Genomic DNA, 19,686 nt, shown 5'->3' with positions numbered 1-19,686 from the left:
GCGCATTTTTTTTGCCTGCTGCTTTGAGTGTTTTGTTTGCTTTGCGGCGGGCGATGCGCTTGCCCGCTTGTCCGCTTGCGACTAGCGCTCGGGCATCCGTTCCGCTAGACCACGCACTTGCGCCAGAACCGAGCCGGCCAACTCCTTAGCCTCGGCGCACGCTTGCAGATCGGCCAGTACCTTGCCGGCTACTTTACCGATGGCCGTGCTGGTGTGCTTGGTTGTGTGATGTTGCGCCAAGGCCGAGCCGGCTAATTCTTTTTCGATATGAGACACGCCGGGTTTTTTAAGAACCACGGCCGCGAGATGCGCGATTCTATCGGATGTTTCCTTCGTATTCTTATTCAAGTCTTACTCCTTTTGGATGGCTTTTTTAATACGGGAATCTGCGTTCAAATATGTCCGCGCCGAACGCTTTTTAAGTATGGGTTACTGATCAATAATTTTCAACGCGGGGAGGTTTGTCATGTCGATGAATATGTCAGGCAGGGCGGCGGAGCGTCGCGATGCGTTGTTGCGGGCGTGCGCGCTCGACCCGCATCTCGATGCCGCGTTGCGTTTGCAACTGGTGCTGGTATTTCGTGAAGCGCGCGACTGGCGCACGGTGGCGCAAATCGCACGCGCCGCGTTGGCGCGCGATCCGGCGGACGCGGAAATGGCGTGGCAGTTGAGCCATGCGCAATGGCAATGCGGCGATGCGCAGGCCGCCGAGCTGACGATGGGCGCGGTCGGCGCGCGTGCGCGAAGCAATGGCGCGGTGCTGGCGGCGATCGGCACCTATCGCGCAGAGCAGGCGCGCTATCGCGACGCGGAGGCGGCGTTACGCGAGGCGCTGACGGTCGAGCCGGACCTGGTGCAGGCATCGGTCGATCTGGCGGAACTCGAATTGCGCCGCGGCATATGGACAGGCGCGTGGCTGCGCTACGAGGCGCGGCTCGCGCGCACCGATCGCGAGCCGAACAATGTCGTTCATCTGTTCGCGCAGTCGTATCCGCGCTGGTGTGGCGAACCCGTCGACGGAAAAACGCTGGTCGTGTATAGCGAACAGGGCTGCGGCGACGATATCCAGATGGTGCGTTTCGTGCCGACGTTTGCCGCGCGCGTGCGGCAACAGGGCGGGAGTCTCGTGCTGGCTTGCCGTCATGCGTTGCAGCCGTTGTTCGCGCGGTTTTGCGCGCCGTGCTCGGTGCCGTGTGTCGCGATCGAAGAGGGGGTACCCGACGCGCACTACGCATTGCCGATGATGAGCCTGCCGTATGAAATCGGCTTGCTGCCCGAGCAGGTGACGGGCTCACAATATCTGCGCGCGGACAACGGATTGATCGCGGCGTGGCGCGAGCACGTGCAGGCGTTCGAGCGTGCCAATCCGCAGGCGCGTGGCGAGCGGCATCGCGCCTTGCGTGTCGGCCTCGTCTGGTCGGGGAGCGCGACGCACCGGCGCGACGCAAAGCGATCGGTTCGACTGGACGCATTGGCGCCGCTGGCGGATTTGCAAGGCGTCGTCTTTCATCCGCTGACTCCGGGCAAGGAAGCCGACACAGCCGCGCTCGCCGCGCAGGGTCTCGCTGTTTGCGATCTGACTGCCCAGTATCGCAACGGCTTTGACGACGTGGCGGCGCATATGTCCGCGCTCGACGTGCTAGTTACGATCGACAGCGCGCCACTTCATCTGGGCGGTGCATTGGGACGCCCGGTGCTGGCGCTGCTGGATCATGTGTCGCATTGGTGTTGGGGCATTGGCGAATCGCAGAACTGGTATGACTCGGTCGAACTGTTCCGGCAACCGGCGCCAGGCGAATGGGGGCCGGTGGTGGCGCGGGTAACGGGGCGGCTCGCAGAAATCGCGCAGGCGGTCGTGGCTGACGAGACGGTTCTCACGCAATCGGGCTAGAGGGCATAGGTAGCGACCATCGCAGCGTGCCAGCTGGCGTGCGCGCGATGGCTCAGGCGACAGATTGATGACCGGCCGTGTTGCTGCACGGGTGCCTCGCGCACCCTATAATGCGGCGCATGCCTACCTGTTTCGATCCTGCCGACGCGCATTGGCGCGTCGCCCCATTGCCTCGCTTCACCTCCGACCAGAAAGACTGGCTCACGCGTGGCGGTTCGCTGACCGCGCATTTGCGCATGCTTGGCACGGTGGCCGTGCGCGTGACACGCGAGGCGGTTGCACAACCGTGGGCCGACGAGCATCGCGCGTTGGGCGCGAGCGCGCGTGCGCCGGTGTGGGTTCGCGAGGTGGTGTTGTCGGTCGACGGCACACCGTTCGTGGTTGCGCACAGCATCGCGCCGGTGGCGGCAAGCGTAGGCGTGTGGCAGGCGATGCGGCGTCTGCGTACGCGGCCGCTTGCTGAGCTGCTGTACAGCGACAGCAGCGTGGCGCGCTCTGCGTTGGTGAGCCGGCGCCTGACGGCGCGGCATCCGCTGTATGCACTGGCGGCGCGCGAGCTTGACGCGCGCAGTGAAGCACAGCCGCATTCGCTGGTGGCGCGCCGTTCGGTATTCGAGCGGCACGGCGAGCCACTGATGGTGACCGAGTGCATGTTGCCGGCGCTGTGGGCATATCTGTCGGCGCGCGCGGCAAATCAGCGCGCAGGTCAGCCTACAACCCAGCCTGCAACCCAGCACGAGCAGCGTCAGGTCTCCCGTGAACACGGAAGAGCGCTTGAACACACGTCGGCGCGCTCGCATCAGATCGCCGCGCACGGCACGCACAACGCACACACCGCGCGCGATGCCACCGCTGCCCACGCAGCCGATAGCGAGACCCAACGCTGATGTTGCGCGGCTTCCCACCCATCGCCGGCGCCGACACGCACACGATGATTCTGGGCAGCTTCCCCGGCGAGGCATCGCTGGCGGCCACGCAGTATTACGCGCATCCGCGCAATCAGTTCTGGCGCCTGCTGGGCGCCGTGCTTGGCGAAACGCATCTGCACGACATGCCATACGACGCGCGACTCGAACGCGTGCTGTCGCACGGCATCGGCATCTGGGACGTACTCGACGCGTGCCATCGCGAAGGTAGTCTCGATTCGGCGATCCGCAACGCGCAGCCGAACGATTTTGCGTCGCTGCGCGAGCACGCGCCGTTGCTGCGAAAAGTCTGCTTCAACGGCAAGACGGCAGGGCGCTTCGCGCCGGTCATCGCGGCGGCCGGCTACACGACGCTGGTGTTGCCGTCGTCGAGTCCTGCTCACGCGACACTATCCTTCGAGCAGAAACTGACGCTATGGCGCGAAGTACTGGCCTGGCCGAATTAGCGCGCGATCGCCGCGCAGACATCGGCGTAATAGCGCTGAAACGTGAAATCGCGACATCACATGAGGCATGCAATACAAGCTACACATGACATGCCGCCGGCCTCCAGCGAGCCCGCATTTGCCCGCCAATGCTATCCTCTCGTTCGCCTCAAACCTCACGCACCTCAAACGCTCCCAAGCGCTCCCCAGATAGATGACAAAACTGATCAAACGCGCGTCAGCCGAAGCGCGCGCCTTCCGCCGCGAAGCTACCGACGAAGTCGCCACGAAACTGAAGCAACCGCGCGCCAAGACCCGCACGCCGCGCGGCGCGAACGTCGACGCTGACGGCAGCATCGCCCATGCCCCGCAAATCGAAGCGCCGCGCAAGCCGCGCTTCGCGCCGGTGACGTTCTCGGAAGAGGGCGGCGTGCGCTATCTGCATTTCGGCACGGAATGGGTGCAAGGCGCGATGCGTCTGCGCAAGCCCGACCAACTCGAACTCGAATACGCGCAGCAGATGATGGCCTGGCTGCTGTTTATCGAAACGCCGAAGCGCATCGTGCAACTTGGCCTCGGTTCGGCTTCGCTGACAAAGTTCGCGTATCGCTTCCTGAAGCGCGCACACGTCGAAGCGGTCGAACTGAACCCCGCCGTCGTGGTCGCCGCCCGCACGATGTTCGATCTGCCGCCGGACGATGCGCGTCTCACCGTGCGCGAAGCCGACGCATGGGACTTCGTCAACGACCGCACCAACCACGGCACGATCGGCGCACTGCAAATCGACGTCTACGATGCAACCGCGCGCGGCCCGGTGCTCGATAGCGTGGCGTTCTATCGCGCGGCGCGCGCGTGCCTGACGGATGCGGGCGTGGTCGCGGTCAATCTGTTCGGCGATCATCCGAGCTACGTGCGCAACATGAAGCGCATGAACGAAGCCTTCGACGGCCGCGTGGTCGCGCTGCCCGAAGTGCATGACGGCAACCGCATTGCGCTCGCATTCTCCGGCCCCGCGCTCGAAGTGCCGTATGCGCAGTTGCAGCAGCGCGCGAAACTGATCGAAGCGCAACTCGGCTTGCCGGCGCGCAAGTGGATCAAGGGCCTGCAGGCATCGTTGCCGCAAGACGGCACTGCTTTCCGCATCTAGGCCACAGCAAAGCCAAAGCAACCGCAAAGCAACCGCAAAGCAACACCAGCAAACCCCACGCAACACACGGCAAGCCCACGGGCTTGCCGCTCTCCCTTTCATACCCCTTCCGCACATTCGCGCTGCATTGCCGCTTGACAAGTGCGCAACGCATCGGGTCCGCCCTGCTTGACCGGTCGTTCGCCACTCCTATACTCTTTCGAAGCTTTCGGGGTACCCGACCGAGCTCACATCACAATTCAAAACACGAAAGAGGAGACGTCATGGCTCATGACGCCAACAAGTCCAGCAAGCATTGGTTATGGCTGCTGTTGCTGCCCTGGATCGCGATGATCTGGGTGCCGTCGTACAACAGGCTCGAGCCGACGCTGTTCGACTTCCCGTTCTTCTATTGGTACCAGCTGTTGTGGGTGCTGATCAGCGCGGTGATCACGGCGCTGGTCTACTTCAAGACCAAAGCGAAGAAGCCCAACAACCTGAAGAACGGTTCGCAAGGAGGCACGCGATGAATCCGATCGCTACTTTCGTGTTCGTGCTGTTCTTTATCGGCGTGACGATTCTCGGTTTCGTCGCCGCGCACTGGCGTCGCGGCGACCTCGCGCATCTGGAAGAGTGGGGTCTCGGCGGCCGCCGCTTCGGCACCATCGTCACGTGGTTTTTGCTCGGCGGCGACCTGTACACGGCGTACACCTTCGTCGCGGTGCCGGCGCTGGTATTCGGTGCGGGCGCCACCGGTTTCTTCGCGCTGCCTTACACGATCCTGATCTATCCGTTTGCGTTCGTGGTGTTTCCAAAACTGTGGAGCATCGCGAAGCGTCAGGGTTACGTGACCTCGGCGGACTTCGTCAACGCGCGCTACGGTAGCCGCATGCTCGCGCTCGCGGTGGCGGTGACCGGCATCGTCGCAACCATGCCGTATATCGCGCTGCAGCTGGTCGGCATCGAAGTGGTGATCGGTGCGCTCGGCTTCGATACCACCGGTTTCGTCGGCGACCTGCCGCTGATCATCGCGTTCGCGATTCTCGCCGCTTACACGTACACGTCGGGGCTGCGCGCGCCGGCGATGATCGCGGTGGTCAAGGACGTGCTGATCTACATCACGATCGCCGCGGCGGTCATCTGGATCCCGCCGCAACTGGGCGGCTTCGGCCATATCTTCAGCGTGGTGCCGCCGGCCAAGCTGCTGCTGAAGGCGCCGGACGTGTCGAGCCTGAACGGCTATAGCGCATACGCGACGCTCGCGGTCGGCTCGGCGCTCGCGCTGTTCCTGTATCCGCATTCGATCACCGCGGTGCTGTCGTCGTCGTCGGGCAATACGATTCGCCGCAACATGGCGATGCTGCCGGCGTACTCGCTGGTGCTGGGTTTTCTGGCGCTGCTCGGCTTTATGGCGCTCGCGGCCGGTGTGAAGGACATGCCCGAGTTTGCGCCGTACTTCAAGGCGTTCGGCCCGAACTTCGCGGTGCCCGCGCTGTTCCTGCACTTCTTCCCGTCGTGGTTCGTCGGCGTCGCGTTCGCGGCGATCGGCATCGGCGCGCTGGTGCCGGCCGCGATCATGTCGATTGCGGCGGCGAACCTGTACACGCGCAACATCCATAAGGAGTTCGTCAATCGCAACATGACGCACGAGCAGGAAACCAACATCGCGAAGCTGGTGTCGCTGATCGTCAAGGTGGGGGCGGTAGCGTTCATTCTCGGCTTGCCGCTCACGTACGCGATCCAGCTGCAACTGCTGGGCGGCATCTGGATCATCCAGACGCTGCCGGCCATCGTGCTCGGCCTGTACACGCGCGTGCTCGATTATCGCGGCCTGTTGATCGGCTGGGCGGTGGGCATCGCGACCGGCACGTGGATGGCCGTTTCGCTGAAGCTGGCCGGCTCGATCTACGTCGTGCATATCGGCGATTTCGCGATTCCGGGTTATGCCGCGGTGTGGTCGCTGATCGTCAACCTGGTGGTGTCGGTGCTCGTGAGCCTGCTGGTGCGCGCGATCGGCATGAAGCGCGCGGAAGACCGCACGCGGCCCGAAGATTATCTGGACGTAGTCGAAGGCTGAAGCAACGAAGTTTATTCGCGCGATACGCTCAACCCCGAAAGCCGGATATCCGGCTTTTGGGGTTTTTATTTACTGGCGCAAGCAATTCTTTCATTTACTTCTTTCGCCTGCTTCTTTCGCATTGAAAGACTGTTGCTGAATGGTTCGATAGCGCACCGGCCCTGTGCAATACAAGCTGAACCGCTCACGCCGCAATGAGTTTTGAAGCCTTTGCTAAAGATACTGGCGTGGTCGTCGTTAACCCCGACATTACCCAAATCAAATCAAATCAAATCAAAAGCCCAGGGGCTCGGACCATGCGTCTCTCGATCAAATCTCGTCTCGCGTTTGCGATGGGTCTGCTGTCGGTGCTGTTGCTGGTGATCGGCGCGCTCGGCATTACCGGCATGACCAACAGCAACGATGCGAACCGCGACACCTACAGCAACAAGCTGCCGAGCACGACCTACATCGGCGACGCCGAGACCAGCCTGCAGCGCGAACGCGCGACGCTGGCGCGCGCGGCGCTCAATCCGACGACGCCGGACCTGCGCAGCATCCTCGCGCACTCGCGCGACTATCGCACCGAAGCGCGCGCGAGTCTCGACAATTACATGAAGCTTCCAAGAGACGACGACGAAGACAAGCTGGCCCGCGACCTGTTGCAGAAGCGCGCCGCGATGGACGAAGGTCTCGAGGCATTTTCGAAGGCGCTGCTAAGCGGCGACAGCGCGCAGATCATGCACGCGACGGTGGCCAACAACGAGCTGTTCGCCACGTATCACACCAGCAGCGCGGCGCTGCGCGCCTACCAGTACACGTCGGCGAAGAAGAGCTTTATCGCGCAGGAGCAGTCGTTTTCGCTGTTCCGCATCGTCACGCTCGCGGCGGTCGCGCTGGGTCTCGTCACCGCGATCGCGAGTTTCTTCAACCTGCAGCGCGCGATCGGCCGGCCGCTCGACGATGCACTCGAACATTTCGACCAGATCGCACAAGGCGACCTGACGCGCCTGATTCAGGCCAGTTCGCACGACGAGATGGGGCAACTGCTGCAAGGCATCGCGCGCATGCAGGAGCGTTTGTCGGGCACCGTGCGCAACGTGCGCAGCGGCAGCGAAGCGATCGCCACCGCGACGCGCGAGGTCGCGGCCGGCAATCAGGACCTGTCCGCGCGCACCGAGGAGCAGGCGGCGTCGCTGCAGGAAACCGCGGCGAGCATGGAAGAGCTGACCTCGACGGTCAAGCACAACGCCGATAACGCGCAGCAGGCCAGCCAGCTGGCAGCGACGGCGCGTCAGGTGACCGTGGAGGGCAACCAGATCGTCGGCCAGGTGGTGCAGACGATGACCGGCATCGGCGACAGCTCCGGCAAGATCGCGGAAATCACCAGCATCATCGAAGGCATCGCGTTCCAGACCAACATCCTTGCGTTGAATGCGGCGGTGGAAGCCGCGCGTGCCGGCGAGAACGGCCGCGGCTTCGCGGTGGTGGCGGCCGAAGTGCGTTCGCTCGCGCAGCGTTCGAGCTCGGCGGCCAAGGAGATCAAGGACCTGATCGGCACCTCGGTGACACGGGTGCGCGAGGGTACCGAACTGGTCGCGCGGGCGGGCAATACGATGGAGCAGATCAGCCAGTCGATCGAACGGGTGCACGACATCGTCGGCGAGATAGCGGCGGCGTCGAACGAGCAGAGCCGCGGCATCGAGCAGGTCAACCAGGCGATCTCGCAGATGGACCACGTGACGCAGCAGAATGCCGCGCTGGTCGAGCAGGCTGCGGCTGCAGCAGCTTCGCTCGAAGACCAGGCGGGGCAGTTGCGCGCGGCGGTGGTCAGCTTCAAGATCGAGCAGGGCGGCTTTGCGGCACAGGCGCTTGCGCCGCGTGTTGCGTTGGCTGCGGCGTCGCCGTCGGCGAGCGCGGCTGCCGTGCGTCCGGCGGCAAGCCATGCACGTCCCGCGCGTCGCGCGGCGGGTGCGAGCCCGGCGGCACAAACGCAGGCAGGCGCGGGCAGGAAGGCTGCAAGCGGCGCCGCCAGCACTACCGCTTCCACTGCTTCTACCGCGCAAGCGGCCCAGCCGGGCGTTGCAGCGGCGACCGCGACGACCGCAGCCGCGGACGACTGGACAACCTTCTAACCGCACGCAGTCCGCACTACTTGCGCGACCTGCTGCGCGTCGCGTTCGCTGCAAGCCCACGCTTTTTACCGCACCGGCCGTGTGCCGGTGCGTTCCACGCATTAGCCGAACCCCACGCTACCCAATGAATAACGACGATCAGCCGCGCAGAAAATTTCTGCGTCAGGTATTCACGATTCTTCCCGCGACGGCGTTGACCCCGGTGCTGGTCGCACAGGAAGGCTGTACCCGCTCGAATGCGGCGGTCGATCTGGGCCCGGCCGCGTCCGCCGCAGTGGCACCGGCACCGGCCGCAGCGAGCAACGACAAGGCGGAGTACGCGCCGGTCTACTTCACCACGTCGGAATGGACCTTCCTGCACGCGGCCGTCGACGAGCTGATTCCCGCCGATGCAACCGGCGCCGGCGCACTCGAAGCCGGCGTGCCCGAGTTCATCGACCGCCAGATGGAAACGCCCTACGGCCACGGCAAGCTGTGGTACATGCAGGGCCCGTTTCATCCGGAGGTGGCCACCGAACTCGGCTATCAGTTGGGCCTCGTGCCGCGCGACATCTACCGGCACGGTATCGAAGCGTGCAACGTGTGGTGCGTGCACGAACACGGCCAGCCGTTCGCGTCGCTGCCGCCTGCGGTGCGCGTGCAGATTCTCGATCAGCTCGAAGCGGGCCAGATCCATCTCGACGCGGTGCCGTCGAAGCTGTTCTTCAACACGCTGCTGCAAAACACGAAGGAAGGCTACTTCGCCGATCCGATGTACGGCGGCAACAAGGGCATGGCCGGCTGGAAGATGATCGGCTTCCCGGGTGCCCGCGCGGACTACGCGGACTGGGTTGAGCAGCCAGGCGAAAAGTACGCGCTGGGTCCGGTATCGATTCTTGGAGAGCAGGCGTAACGATGGCGATCAAAAAAGACAAGGTCGATGCGGTGATGGTCGGGTTCGGCTGGACCGGCGCGATCATGGCGCAAGAGTTGACCGAAGCGGGCCTCAGCGTGCTCGCGCTCGAGCGCGGCGAAATGCAGGACACCGCCAACAACGCGAAGTATCCGAATGTCGCCGACGAACTCGCGTATGCGATTCGCGGCGAGCTGTACCAGGATCTCTCAAAGGAAACGCTGACGTTCCGCCACGCGCCCGATGGGCTTGCCGTGCCGTACCGTCAGCATGGTGCGATGCTGCTGGGCAATGGTGTGGGCGGCGCGGGCTTTCACTGGAACGGCCTGACGTGGCGGCCGCAGGCGTCGGACCTGCAATTGCGCAGCCACTATGAGGCGCGTTACGGCAAGCAGTTCATCCCGGATGACATGACGATTCAGGATTTCGGCGTGACCTACGACGAACTCGAGCCGTACTTCACGCGCTTCGAGGAGGTGGCGGGCATCTCGGGCAAGGCCGGCAATCTGAACGGCACGGTGGTGGCGGGCGGCAACCGGCTCGAGGCGTGGCGCGGCAAGGAGTTTCCGCTGCCGCCGCTGAAGGACGTGTACGGCGCGCAACTGTTCGCGAAGGCGGCGCGCGAACTCGGTTACGAGCCGTTCCCGATACCGGCAGCCAATGCGTCGCAACCGTATACGAACCCGTACGGCGTGCGGCTCGGACCGTGCAACTTCTGCGGCTTTTGCGAGGACTTCGGCTGCTACATGTACGCCAAGTCGTCGCCGCAGACGACGATTCACCCGGTACTGCTGCAGAAGAAGAACTTCGAGTTGCGCACGCGCTGCCAGGTGCTGCGCGTCAATCGCGATGCGAGCGGCAAGGTCGCGACCGGCGTCACCTATATCGACGCGCAAGGCCGCGAGATCGAGCAGCCGGCCGATATCGTGGTGCTGAGCGCGTTCCAGATGCACAACGTGCGCCTGTTGCTGCTGTCGGGGATCGGCGAACCGTACGATCCGGCGAGCGGCGCAGGGGTAGTCGGCCGGAACTTCGCATACCAGATGAACGGCGGCGTCAACGCGTTCCTGCCGAAGGGCACCCAGTTGAATCCGTTTATCGGCGCGGGCGGGGGCGGCCAGGCGATCGACGATTTCAACGGCGACAACTTCGATCATGGTCCGCTCGGTTTTATCGGCGGTGCGAATGTGCGTCACAACCGCACCGGCGGACGGCCGATCGGCCAGGCAGGCGCGCCCAAAGGCGCAAAGAACTGGGGCAGCGGCTGGAAAGCCGCGGTGCAGGACAGCTACCAGCGGATGATGACGATCGTCGCGCAGGGCTCGGTGATGTCGTACCGCGACAACTATCTGAGTCTCGATCCGAGCTATCGCGATGCGTATGGCCAGCCGCTGTTGCGCGTCACGTTCGACTGGCACGACAACGAGCTGAAGATGACGCAGTACACGGTGGGCCAGGCCGAGCGCGTCGCGCGCGTGCTGACGAACCAGGTCGATTCGAACGCGCGCAAGCTGGGCTCGCACTTCGATACGCGCGTTTATCAGAGCACGCATACGACCGGCGGCGCGGTGATGGGCGCCGATCCGAAGACGAGCGTGGTGAACCGGTATCTGCAGAACTGGGACGTGCATAACGTGTTCGTGCTGGGGTCGTCGGCGTTTCCGCAGAATTTTGGCTACAACCCGACGGGGTTGGTCGGCGCGCTCAGCTATTGGGCCGCGCGTGCGATTCGCGAGCAGTATCTGAAGAACCCCGGACCGATGGTGCAGGCATGAGAAAGAAGGCGATTGCGCTTCGTTTGGGGGCGGTGGGGCTGGTCGCGGCGATGGCGGTTGCGGCGAGCGGAACGGCGGTATTGGCGGCTGTGACTGGAGATGGGGGTGCGGCTTCGACGTCGGCTGCGGCGCTCGCTTCGGCACCGAGTGCTGCCTCCGCGGTGACTTCGTCCGCGGCGCCGGTTGCGACGCCGTCTGCGATGCGCGCCGTAACTGTATCCGCCGCCGACGCCGCGCTCGTCAAACGCGGCGAATATCTTGCGCGTGCCGGCGATTGCGTCGCCTGTCACACCTCAAAGGGCGGCAAGCCGTTTGCCGGTGGCCTGCCGCTCGCGACGCCGCTTGGCACCGTCTACTCGACCAACATCACGCCGGACGCGCAGACCGGCATCGGCAGCTATACCTACGCCGACTTCGACCGCGCGCTGCGCCACGGCGTCGCGCAGGCCGGCTATTCGCTGTACCCGGCGATGCCGTATCCGTCGTACGCCCGCGTTCAGCCCGACGACGTCAAGGCGCTTTACGCGTACTTCATGCACGGCGTCGGCGCGGTTCATCAGGCGCGGGTGGCCAATACGATTCCGTGGCCGTTGTCGATGCGCTGGCCGTTGAGCCTGTGGCGCCGCGCCTTCGCGCCCGGTGTCGCGCTACAGGCCGACGCGGCTGCGCTGGACGGCAGCACGGTGTCGCTCGAGCGTGGCCGCTATCTGGTCGAAGGGCTGGGTCACTGCGGCGCCTGCCATACGTCGCGCGGCACCTTGCTGCAGGAACAGGCGCTGAGCGATGCCGGCGGCCTGTCGTTCCTGCGCGGCGGCGTGGTCGAGCAATGGTTCGCAAACAACCTGCGCGACGACCGCGCGGACGGCCTCGGCGACTGGAGCAGCGACGACATCGTGAGCTTCCTGAAGGCCGGCCGCAACGCGCACTCGGCCGCATTCGGCGCGATGCACGACGTGGTGCAGGACAGCACGCAGTATTTGAGCGACGCGGATCTGAACTCGATCGCCGAGTATCTGCAGGCGCTTGCGCCGGCGGGGCAGCGGGCGTCGCTGGTGTACTCGGACGAGACGGCGCAGGCGCTGCACGCGGGGCAGGCCACGCTGCCGGGCGCGCGCACCTTCCTCGACAATTGCGCCGCCTGCCATCGCAGCGACGGCAAAGGCTACGACGGCGTATTCCCGCGGCTCGCGCTGAGCTCGACGGTCAACGCGCAGGATCCGACTTCGCTGATCAATATCGTGCTGCACGGCGCGTCGATGCCGGGCACGCAAACGGCGCCGACCGTGTTCACGATGCCGTCGTTCGCGCAACGGCTCGACGACAGTCAGATCGCGAGCGTCGTGACGTTTATCCGTAGTGCATGGGGCAACGACGCGCCGGCGGTCGATGCGGATGCGGTGCGGCGCGCGCGCAAGCAAAGCGGGCCGTGACGGTGGGCCGCTGAGCGCACCGGCGCCAGTCGTGTGCGCCGCTAGCGCGTGAGCGCGAGCGCGCCGTGCATGGCCAGCCGCACAGCGCGGAAGACGCGTGTGTCAGGCGACGTGTGATGCGGAGCCGCTGTGCGCCGCGGACAGTTCCGCAACGTCACGCGCCCACGCCACCGCACGCCCATACCGCCGCGCGCTGCTGCAATGCAGCGTGCAAGTCTCACTCCACCTCCCATCGCCCGGCCGACCCCCGCCGGGCTTTTCTATTTGTGCGCCGCGTTGCTGTCAGACGCCATCAGGTGCGCGATACTGCGCACTTCACCCCCGCGCTGCACCGATCCACGATTCGAACCATTGCGAGGACGAACCATGGCTCTGGACCATTCCCCCTCGGCTGGCCGCGCCAGCCTGGCGCACGGCGGGCACCGCCGCTCCGCGATCGCGCGCCTGCTGCGCACCATCACCTCACCGTATTACCGCTACCGTCACGCCAGGGTGCTGCACGGCTTGCGCGTCGGCGTCGCGATGCTGGTGTCGGTGCTGCTGACCGCGTACTTCGAATTGCCGCACGGTATCTGGGCGTCGATCACCGTGCTGATCGTGATCGGCGGCCTGCAGCATCACGGCAATATTCGCCGCAAGGCAGTCGAGCGGACCATCGGCACGTCGATCGGCGTGATCTTCGGGCTCGGTCTGATCGTCCAGCACAGCGTGTTCGGCTCGCTCGCGGTGACCGCCGCGCTGATGTCGGTGTTCGCCGGCGTATGCAGCTATTTTGCGATCGGCTCGACCGGCTATATGGCGCTATTGACCGCGATCACGATGTGCATCGCCGGCGGCTTCGGCGACAACCATATCGCCGACGGTCTGTGGCGCTCCGCCGACGTCGCGCTCGGCACGCTGATCGCGCTGGTGTTCTCGTTCGCGCTGCCGCTGCATGCGACCTATTCGTGGCGCTATCTGCTGTCGGACAACCTGCGCGAATGCGCGCGCATCTACGCGCGCCTCGCGAACGGCGAGTGGCTGTCGGAGGAGGAGCAGGCGGCGTCGTATCTGCGCATGGCGCGGCGGCTCGTGCAATTGCGCGCCGTGATGCCGTGGGTTGCAAAGGAGACCGATATTGCGCAGGCGCGCATCGACCAGATCCAGCAGTTGCATCGCAGCCTGCTAAGCGCGCTCGAGATCATGTCGAACGATGTGCTGACGCGCGCCGATCAGGCGACTCGCGAAGCATTCGCGCGGCAATGCCGGGCCAATGCGTTCGCGGTGCGGGCGGTGTTGCTGGGGCTGGCGCGGGCGCTGCGTTTTACGCACGCGGAGCAGGTGCGGATGCCGGCGCCGTGTCCGGCTACCGCGCTCGATCCGGCGGGCGCCGCGCGGGTCGCGCCCGAACTGCAGGGGCCGTACTGGCTCAACGAACGGCTCGCGGAGCAGGTCGAGCGGCTGCGCACGTTGATCGTCGAAACCGAGCCGGGCTGGAATATCGAGCGGCACGTGCGACGGCCGGCGCCGCGTTGAGCCCGGCGTTGCGCTTAAGGGCTACGCCTACGCGCCCGCGTCCGTTTCGTGCGGAATCGTCACCATCCACATCACGCCGAAGCGGTCGATCAGCATGCCGAAACCCTTCGACCAGAACGTCTGCTGCCACGGCAAGGTGATCTGCCCGCCGTCGCTTAACGCATTGAAGAGTTTTTCGCCGGACGCGGCGTCGTCGGCGGTCAGCGACAGCGCGTAGCCGCTGTGCGGGCCAGCCGACGTATCGCAGTTGCCGTCGGAGGCCATCAGTTCGGTCGAGCCGATGCGCAGCGTCGTGTGCATGATCTTCTCTTCGGTGCCGGGCGTGATCGGGCGTTCGGGGTTCGGCGGCGCGTCCTTGAAGCGCATCTGCAGCAGCACTTGCGCGCCGACCTTGTCGCTGTAGAACCTGAGCGCTTCTTCGCAGCGGCCGTTGAAGAACAGGTAGGGCTGAACTAGCATCGTCGTCTCCTGGTGGGGTGCCGCGGAGTGACCGCGGGGGTGTCATTTCGCACAGCACGTTGGTGCGCCTTGTGGACGCAACGTAGCTGTGCCGACGATTCTAGTCTTCGCGTCGCGGCGCTCTGTGAAAGTTTGTAGGCGACGCGCAATCGGTCGCCCGACGCTATACGGAGCGCAGTATCGGGCAGCCGCGATGCAGCACAAAAGCAAACGGCGCATGCCGCGGAAATCCGCGGCATGCGCCGTGCCTGATGACGGCTGCGAGGCGTCGATACGTCGGGCATAGCGACGCCGCGCGTGCTTGGCCGGGCGCCGCTACGCCAGGCGCCGCTGCGCGCCCGCTGTCTTCTTACCGCAACGCCTCGATCATCTTCTCCAGCTTGACCGCGTCCGCCGCGAACACGCGGATGCCTTCCGACAGCTTTTCAGTCGCCATCGCCTCGTCGTTGACGAGGAAACGGAACGTCGGCTCATCGACCGGCACGCGCGCGATGTCCTCACCCTTGCTCGCGTCCGGCGACAGCTTGCGTTCGACCTTTTCGGTGCTCTCCTGCAGCTTCTGCAGCAGGTCCGGGCTGATGGTCAGCAGGTCGCAGCCGGCCAGTTCGAGCACCTGGCCCGGCGTGCGGAAGCTCGCGCCCATCACTTCGGTCTTGTAGCCGTACTTCTTGTAGTACGCGTAGATGCGCTGCACCGATTTCACGCCCGGGTCGTTGGCGCCGCCGTCGCGTGCCTCGTCCCAGTTGCTGCCGGCGTTCTTCTTGTACCAGTCGTAGATCCGGCCGACGAACGGCGAGATCAGCTGCGCGCCGGCTTCCGCGGCCGCGACGGCTTGCGCGAGCGAGAACAGCAGCGTCATGTTGCACTTGATGCCTTCCTTCTGCAGCACTTCGGCGGCGCGGATCCCTTCCCACGTCGACGCGAGCTTGATCAGCACGCGCTCGCGGCCGATGCCGGCCTTCTCATACAGCTTGATGATCTCGTGCCCCTTGTCGATCGACGCCTTGGTGTCGAACGACAGGCGCGCATCGACTTCGGTCGACACGCGGCCCGGCACGATTTTCAGGATTTCGGTGCCGAACGAAATCAGCAGATGGTCGATGACCTCGCCAACCGGCTTGCCGGCGTTGTCGCGCACGGCTTTTTCGAGCAGCGGTTTGTATTCGTCTTTCTGCACGGCCTTCAGAACCAGCGACGGATTGGTCGTCGCGTCCTGCGGCTTGTACTGGGCGAGTTGCTGGAAGTCGCCGGTGTCGGCAACGACCTTCGTGTATTGCTTCAGTTGATCGAGTGCAGTAGTCATGTCGAGCCTTTGAGGCGCGTGGGCGCCGTGGTTCAGAAAATGATGACGCTGCCGGTGCCGAGCTGCGGACGGCGGCCGGGGCAGCGGGTCATCCCGCAAGATCCCGTCGTGCCTGGGCGGTGCACCGTCGATAGTAGCGCGCAACGGTGCCCGGTCCCTTCATTTTATGGCGGATCGGCCGCGCATGGCTCGCGAAGCGGTGTGAGCCCTGTTCAGCCGCGCTTCGCGTGCAATACGGCCTGGGTCGCGAGGCCGGCGACCAGTCCCCAGAAAGCCGGGCCGATCGACAGCAGCGTGAGGCCCGAGGCGGTCACCATGAAGGTGACGAGCGCCGCCTCGCGCTGCTTCAGGTCGCCCATCGCGTTCGCGAGGCCGCTCATGATCGAACCGAACAGCGCGAGCGCCGCGATCGACACGACCAGCGCCTTCGGCAGCGCGGCGAACAGCGCCGCGATGGTGGCGCCGAAAATCCCCGCGACGAAATAGAACACGCCGCACCAGACCGCGGCCATGTAGCGTTTCGAGCGGTCTTCGTGCGCTTCGCGGCCGGTGCACATCGCCGCGGTGATCGCCGCCAGATTGACCGCGTGCGCGCCGAACGGCGCCAGCACGAGCGACGCGATGCCGGTGGTCGAGATCAGCGGCGACGACGGCGTGGTGTAGCCGTCGGCGCGCAGCACCGCGATGCCCGGCACGTTCTGCGACGCCATCGTGACGACGAACAGCGGAATCCCGATGCTGACGATCGCCGCCAGCGAGAACGACGGCACCGTCAGCACCGGCACGGCCAGCGCGATATGGAAGTGGCTGAAATCGAGCAGCCCGAGCGCGCCGGCCGCGGCCATGCCGAGCACGAGCGTGACCACGATCGCGTAGCGCGCGGCAATCCGTTTGACGATCAGATAGGTGAAAAACATCGTCAGCACCAGCGCGGTCTGATACTGCGCCGCGCGGAAGATCTCGATGCCGATCTCGAACAGGATGCCGGCCAGCAAAGCAGAGGCGATGCCGGCCGGAATTTTTTTCATCAGCGTATCGAACCAGCCGGTCAGACCGACCGCGGTCAGCAGCAGCGCGCAAGCAATGAACGCGCCGATCGCCTGCGCATAGGGCACGTGCGGCAGCGACGCGATCAACAGCGCCGAGCCGGGCGTCGACCACGCGATCACGATCGGCGCGCGAAAGCGCAACGACAGGCCGATGGTGGTCAGCGCCATGCCGACCGAGAGCGCCCAGATCCACGACGAGATCTGCGCGTCGGACAGGTGTGCGGCCTGGCCGGCCTGGAAGATCAGCACAAGCGAACTCGAATAGCCCGTCATCATCGCGACGAAGCCGGCCACCATCGCCGATAGCGACGAATCGGCAAACGGTCGCAGCGGTGCGCGCGGAGGCGCCGGAAGATCGGCGGAAGAGGGCGAAGGCGAGGTCATGCAGGCGGTTTTCCGTGGTTTTGTTGCGTGATTGCGACGCTCCCGCTGCGGCATTGCGCCGCATCGGGGGTTTATTTTAACGGGGAAGAACCGGGGTTGAGTGGGGCGGCCCGGGTTTGCGACCGGGTTTGCGATCGGGTTTGCGACCGGTTGTGCGACCGGTTGCGGGAACGCGCAGCGCCTACTTGCTTAGCGTGCGCATCGCCGCTTCGAGACCGGCGAGCGTCAGCGGATACATCCGGTGCCCGAGCACCTCGCGGATCATCGCGACCGACTGCCGGTATTCCCACAAACCTTCCGGTTCCGGATTCAGCCACGCATGGCGCGGGAAGTGATCGGCGAGCCGCCGCAGCCACACGGCGCCGGCTTCACGGTTGTTGTATTCGACCGAGCCGCCCGGCTGCAGCACCTCGTACGGGCTCATCGTCGCGTCGCCGACGAAGATCAGCTTGTAGTCGGGCGTGAACTTGTGGAGCACGTCCCACGTCGCGGTGCGCTCGGCGTGGCGGCGCCGGTTGTGCTTCCACAGGAAGTCGTACACGCAGTTGTGGAAGTAATAGAACTCGAGGTGCTTGAATTCGGCCTTGGCCGCGGAAAACAGCTCTTCGGTACGGCGGATGTGGTCGTCCATCGAGCCGCCGACGTCGAGCAGCATCAGCACTTTCACGTTGTTGTGCCGCTCCGGCACCATCTTCAGATCGAGCCAGCCGGCGTTCGCGGCCGTGCTGCGGATCGTGTCGGGCAAGTCGAGTTCGTCCGCTGCGCCTTCGCGCGCAAAGCGGCGCAGCCGCCGCAGCGCCACCTTGATGTTGCGCGTGCCGATTTCGACCTGATCGTCGTAGTCGCGGTAGGCGCGCGCTTCCCATACTTTGACCGCGCTGCGGTTGCCCGCGCTGTCGCCGCCGATGCGGATGCCTTCCGGGTTGTAGCCGCCATTGCCGAACGGCGACGTGCCGCCGGTGCCGATCCACTTGCCGCCGCCTTCGTGGCGGCCTTTCTGCTCGTCGAAGACTTCCTTCAGGCGCTCCATCAGCTTGTCGAGGCCGCCTAGTGCCTCGATCTGCGCCTTTTCTTCCGGCGACAGCTCGCGCCGCAGCTTTTTGGCCAGCCAGTCTTCGGGCAGGTCGAGCGCCAGTTCGGCGGTCTGCGCGACACCGTTGAAATACTCGCCGAACGCCTGGTCGAACTTGTCGAAATACTGCTCGTCCTTCACCAGCGTCATGCGCGACAGGTAGTAGAACTCGTCGAGCGACGGCGCGATCACATCCGCTTTTAGCGCTTCGAGCAGCGTCAGGTATTCCTTCACCGAAACCGGCAGTTTTGCCGCGCGCAGCGTATAGAAAAAGTCGATCAGCATGCTGGGTTCTCCGCGTCGGTCGGGGCGCTCGCGTGCCGTTTAGCGGTTGTTGCGGTTCATCAACACGAGCCGTTCGAACAGGCTCACGTCCTGCTCGTTCTTCAGCAGCGCACCGGACATCGGCGGCACGATCTGCTTGTGGTCGCTCGAGCGCAGCGCTTCGGGCGGGATGTCCTCGGCGAGCAGCAGCTTCAGCCAGTCGAGCAGTTCGGAGGTGGACGGCTTCTTCTTCAGGCCCGACACGTTGCGCAGCTCGAAGAAGCTCTCGAGCGCCGCCGTCAGCAGTTCGCGCTTGATGCCGGGATAGTGCACCTCGACGATCTGCTGCATCGTCGCCGGCTCGGGGAATTTGATGTAGTGGAAAAAGCAGCGGCGCAGGAAGGCGTCCGGCAGCTCCTTCTCGTTGTTCGACGTGATGATCACGAGTGGCCGCTGTTTGGCTTTGACCAGCTCGCGCGTCTCGTACACGTAGAACTCCATGCGGTCGAGCTCGCGCAACAGATCGTTCGGAAACTCGATGTCGGCCTTGTCGATTTCGTCGATCAGCAATACCGTTTGCTGGTCGGCGTCGAACGCCTGCCACAGCACACCTTTCACGATGTAATTGCGGATGTCCTTGACGCGCTCGTCGCCGAGCTGCGAATCGCGCAGGCGCGACACCGCGTCGTACTCGTACAGGCCTTGCTGGGCCTTGGTGGTGGACTTGATGTGCCATTGCAAGAGCGGCATATCGAGGGCCGCGGCGACTTCCTCGGCCAGCATCGTCTTGCCGGTGCCGGGCTCGCCTTTGATCAGCAGCGGGCGTTTGAGCGTCATCGCGGCGTTGACCGCGAGCTTGAGGTCGTCGGTGGCGACGTACTGCGAGGAGCCTTCGAAACGCATGACAGGACGCTCGTTCGGGAAAAAAACCAGTATAAGTCAGAAGGGCTGTTGGGCTGGGCGGCGAGGGGCTTATCGTAGCGG

Annotated in this window: 17 protein-coding genes; 11 read left to right on the top strand and 6 right to left on the bottom strand. The window is 64.8% G+C overall.

Annotated features, from left to right (window positions below):
• Nucleotides 1–81 precede the first annotated feature (81 nt).
• Nucleotides 82–348 (bottom strand): hypothetical protein, encoded by a 267-nt coding sequence (locus ACYVNQ_RS11555; protein WP_460902607.1) that lies wholly within the window; start codon nt 346–348, stop codon nt 82–84.
• Nucleotides 349–466: 118 nt separating this feature from the next.
• On the opposite strand from ACYVNQ_RS11555, the gene ACYVNQ_RS11550 reads away from it, so the two are divergent.
• The 11 genes from ACYVNQ_RS11550 (at nt 467) to ACYVNQ_RS11500 (ending at nt 14,171) form a co-directional block, all read left to right on the top strand.
• Nucleotides 467–1,891, top strand: a complete 1,425-nt coding sequence (locus tag ACYVNQ_RS11550; protein WP_460902606.1) for a hypothetical protein — start codon at nt 467–469, stop codon at nt 1,889–1,891.
• Between the two features lie 119 nt (nt 1,892–2,010).
• Nucleotides 2,011–2,778 (top strand): chorismate--pyruvate lyase family protein, encoded by a 768-nt coding sequence (locus tag ACYVNQ_RS11545; protein ID WP_460902605.1) that lies wholly within the window; start codon nt 2,011–2,013, stop codon nt 2,776–2,778.
• Nucleotides 2,778–3,263: a DNA-deoxyinosine glycosylase gene (locus ACYVNQ_RS11540; RefSeq protein ID WP_460902604.1), complete on the top strand. Its 486-nt coding sequence runs from the start codon at nt 2,778–2,780 to the stop codon at nt 3,261–3,263. The genes ACYVNQ_RS11545 and ACYVNQ_RS11540 overlap by 1 nt, the downstream gene beginning before the upstream one ends.
• Nucleotides 3,264–3,456: 193 nt before the next feature.
• Nucleotides 3,457–4,389, top strand: a complete 933-nt coding sequence (locus ACYVNQ_RS11535; RefSeq protein ID WP_460902603.1) for a class I SAM-dependent methyltransferase — start codon at nt 3,457–3,459, stop codon at nt 4,387–4,389.
• 263 nt (nt 4,390–4,652) lie between these two features.
• Entirely contained in the window at nt 4,653–4,898 is a 246-nt protein-coding gene (locus ACYVNQ_RS11530; RefSeq protein ID WP_460902602.1) for a DUF3311 domain-containing protein, read from the top strand.
• Nucleotides 4,895–6,445, top strand: a complete 1,551-nt coding sequence (mctP, locus tag ACYVNQ_RS11525; RefSeq protein WP_460902601.1) for a monocarboxylate uptake permease MctP — start codon at nt 4,895–4,897, stop codon at nt 6,443–6,445. Before ACYVNQ_RS11530 ends, mctP begins: the two co-directional genes overlap by 4 nt.
• Nucleotides 6,446–6,741: 296 nt before the next feature.
• A complete protein-coding gene (locus tag ACYVNQ_RS11520; RefSeq protein ID WP_460902600.1) occupies nt 6,742–8,559 on the top strand; it encodes a methyl-accepting chemotaxis protein in 1,818 nt (605 codons plus the stop codon).
• A gap of 124 nt (nt 8,560–8,683) precedes the next feature.
• On the top strand, nt 8,684–9,451 hold the full coding sequence (locus ACYVNQ_RS11515) for a gluconate 2-dehydrogenase subunit 3 family protein (RefSeq protein WP_460902599.1): 768 nt from the start codon (nt 8,684–8,686) through the stop codon (nt 9,449–9,451).
• A gap of 2 nt (nt 9,452–9,453) precedes the next feature.
• Nucleotides 9,454–11,226 carry a GMC family oxidoreductase gene (locus ACYVNQ_RS11510; protein ID WP_460902598.1) on the top strand — a complete coding sequence of 591 codons (1,773 nt, stop codon included), beginning with the start codon at nt 9,454–9,456 and terminating at the stop codon, nt 11,224–11,226.
• Between the two features lie 200 nt (nt 11,227–11,426).
• Nucleotides 11,427–12,656, top strand: a complete 1,230-nt coding sequence (locus ACYVNQ_RS11505; RefSeq protein WP_460902703.1) for a c-type cytochrome — start codon at nt 11,427–11,429, stop codon at nt 12,654–12,656.
• 366 nt (nt 12,657–13,022) lie between these two features.
• A complete protein-coding gene (locus ACYVNQ_RS11500) occupies nt 13,023–14,171 on the top strand; it encodes an FUSC family protein (RefSeq protein ID WP_460902597.1) in 1,149 nt (382 codons plus the stop codon).
• Nucleotides 14,172–14,198: 27 nt separating this feature from the next.
• Here ACYVNQ_RS11500 and ACYVNQ_RS11495 read toward each other — a convergent pair whose 3' ends face one another.
• From ACYVNQ_RS11495 to ACYVNQ_RS11475, 5 genes are all read right to left on the bottom strand, one after another.
• Nucleotides 14,199–14,630 carry a VOC family protein gene (locus ACYVNQ_RS11495; RefSeq protein ID WP_460902596.1) on the bottom strand — a complete coding sequence of 144 codons (432 nt, stop codon included), beginning with the start codon at nt 14,628–14,630 and terminating at the stop codon, nt 14,199–14,201.
• Between the two features lie 349 nt (nt 14,631–14,979).
• The gene (gene tal, locus ACYVNQ_RS11490; RefSeq protein ID WP_460902595.1) at nt 14,980–15,933 is read right to left on the bottom strand and encodes a transaldolase; all 954 of its coding nucleotides are present in this window, start codon (nt 15,931–15,933) and stop codon (nt 14,980–14,982) included.
• Nucleotides 15,934–16,145: 212 nt separating this feature from the next.
• The gene (locus tag ACYVNQ_RS11485) at nt 16,146–17,366 is read right to left on the bottom strand and encodes a benzoate/H(+) symporter BenE family transporter (protein ID WP_460902594.1); all 1,221 of its coding nucleotides are present in this window, start codon (nt 17,364–17,366) and stop codon (nt 16,146–16,148) included.
• Nucleotides 17,367–17,547: 181 nt separating this feature from the next.
• Nucleotides 17,548–18,723: a vWA domain-containing protein gene (locus ACYVNQ_RS11480; RefSeq protein WP_460902593.1), complete on the bottom strand. Its 1,176-nt coding sequence runs from the start codon at nt 18,721–18,723 to the stop codon at nt 17,548–17,550.
• A 39-nt stretch (nt 18,724–18,762) separates the two neighbouring features.
• On the bottom strand, nt 18,763–19,605 hold the full coding sequence (locus tag ACYVNQ_RS11475; RefSeq protein WP_460902592.1) for an AAA family ATPase: 843 nt from the start codon (nt 19,603–19,605) through the stop codon (nt 18,763–18,765).
• Between the last annotated feature and the right edge of the window lie 81 nt (nt 19,606–19,686).

Source organism: Paraburkholderia jirisanensis, from assembly GCF_054782355.1.
The sequence above is the reverse complement of the archived record's forward strand: the minus strand, read 5'-3'. Positions and strand labels throughout refer to the sequence as shown.

Bases quoted from the DNA above. Each gene is read 5' to 3' on its own strand.
- ACYVNQ_RS11515 (WP_460902599.1), top strand. From the start codon at position 8,684: ATGAATAACGACGATCAGCCGCGCAGAAAATTTCTGCGTCAGGTATTC.
- ACYVNQ_RS11480 (WP_460902593.1), bottom strand. From the start codon at position 18,723: ATGCTGATCGACTTTTTCTATACGCTGCGCGCGGCAAAACTGCCGGTT.
- ACYVNQ_RS11550 (WP_460902606.1), top strand. From the start codon at position 467: ATGTCGATGAATATGTCAGGCAGGGCGGCGGAGCGTCGCGATGCGTTG.
- ACYVNQ_RS11500 (WP_460902597.1), top strand. From the start codon at position 13,023: ATGGCTCTGGACCATTCCCCCTCGGCTGGCCGCGCCAGCCTGGCGCAC.
- mctP (WP_460902601.1), top strand. From the start codon at position 4,895: ATGAATCCGATCGCTACTTTCGTGTTCGTGCTGTTCTTTATCGGCGTG.
- ACYVNQ_RS11520 (WP_460902600.1), top strand. From the start codon at position 6,742: ATGCGTCTCTCGATCAAATCTCGTCTCGCGTTTGCGATGGGTCTGCTG.
- ACYVNQ_RS11505 (WP_460902703.1), top strand. From the start codon at position 11,427: ATGCGCGCCGTAACTGTATCCGCCGCCGACGCCGCGCTCGTCAAACGC.
- ACYVNQ_RS11495 (WP_460902596.1), bottom strand. From the start codon at position 14,630: ATGCTAGTTCAGCCCTACCTGTTCTTCAACGGCCGCTGCGAAGAAGCG.
- ACYVNQ_RS11530 (WP_460902602.1), top strand. From the start codon at position 4,653: ATGGCTCATGACGCCAACAAGTCCAGCAAGCATTGGTTATGGCTGCTG.
- ACYVNQ_RS11475 (WP_460902592.1), bottom strand. From the start codon at position 19,605: ATGCGTTTCGAAGGCTCCTCGCAGTACGTCGCCACCGACGACCTCAAG.
- ACYVNQ_RS11485 (WP_460902594.1), bottom strand. From the start codon at position 17,366: ATGACCTCGCCTTCGCCCTCTTCCGCCGATCTTCCGGCGCCTCCGCGC.
- ACYVNQ_RS11535 (WP_460902603.1), top strand. From the start codon at position 3,457: ATGACAAAACTGATCAAACGCGCGTCAGCCGAAGCGCGCGCCTTCCGC.
- ACYVNQ_RS11540 (WP_460902604.1), top strand. From the start codon at position 2,778: ATGTTGCGCGGCTTCCCACCCATCGCCGGCGCCGACACGCACACGATG.
- ACYVNQ_RS11510 (WP_460902598.1), top strand. From the start codon at position 9,454: ATGGCGATCAAAAAAGACAAGGTCGATGCGGTGATGGTCGGGTTCGGC.
- tal (WP_460902595.1), bottom strand. From the start codon at position 15,933: ATGACTACTGCACTCGATCAACTGAAGCAATACACGAAGGTCGTTGCC.
- ACYVNQ_RS11545 (WP_460902605.1), top strand. From the start codon at position 2,011: ATGCCTACCTGTTTCGATCCTGCCGACGCGCATTGGCGCGTCGCCCCA.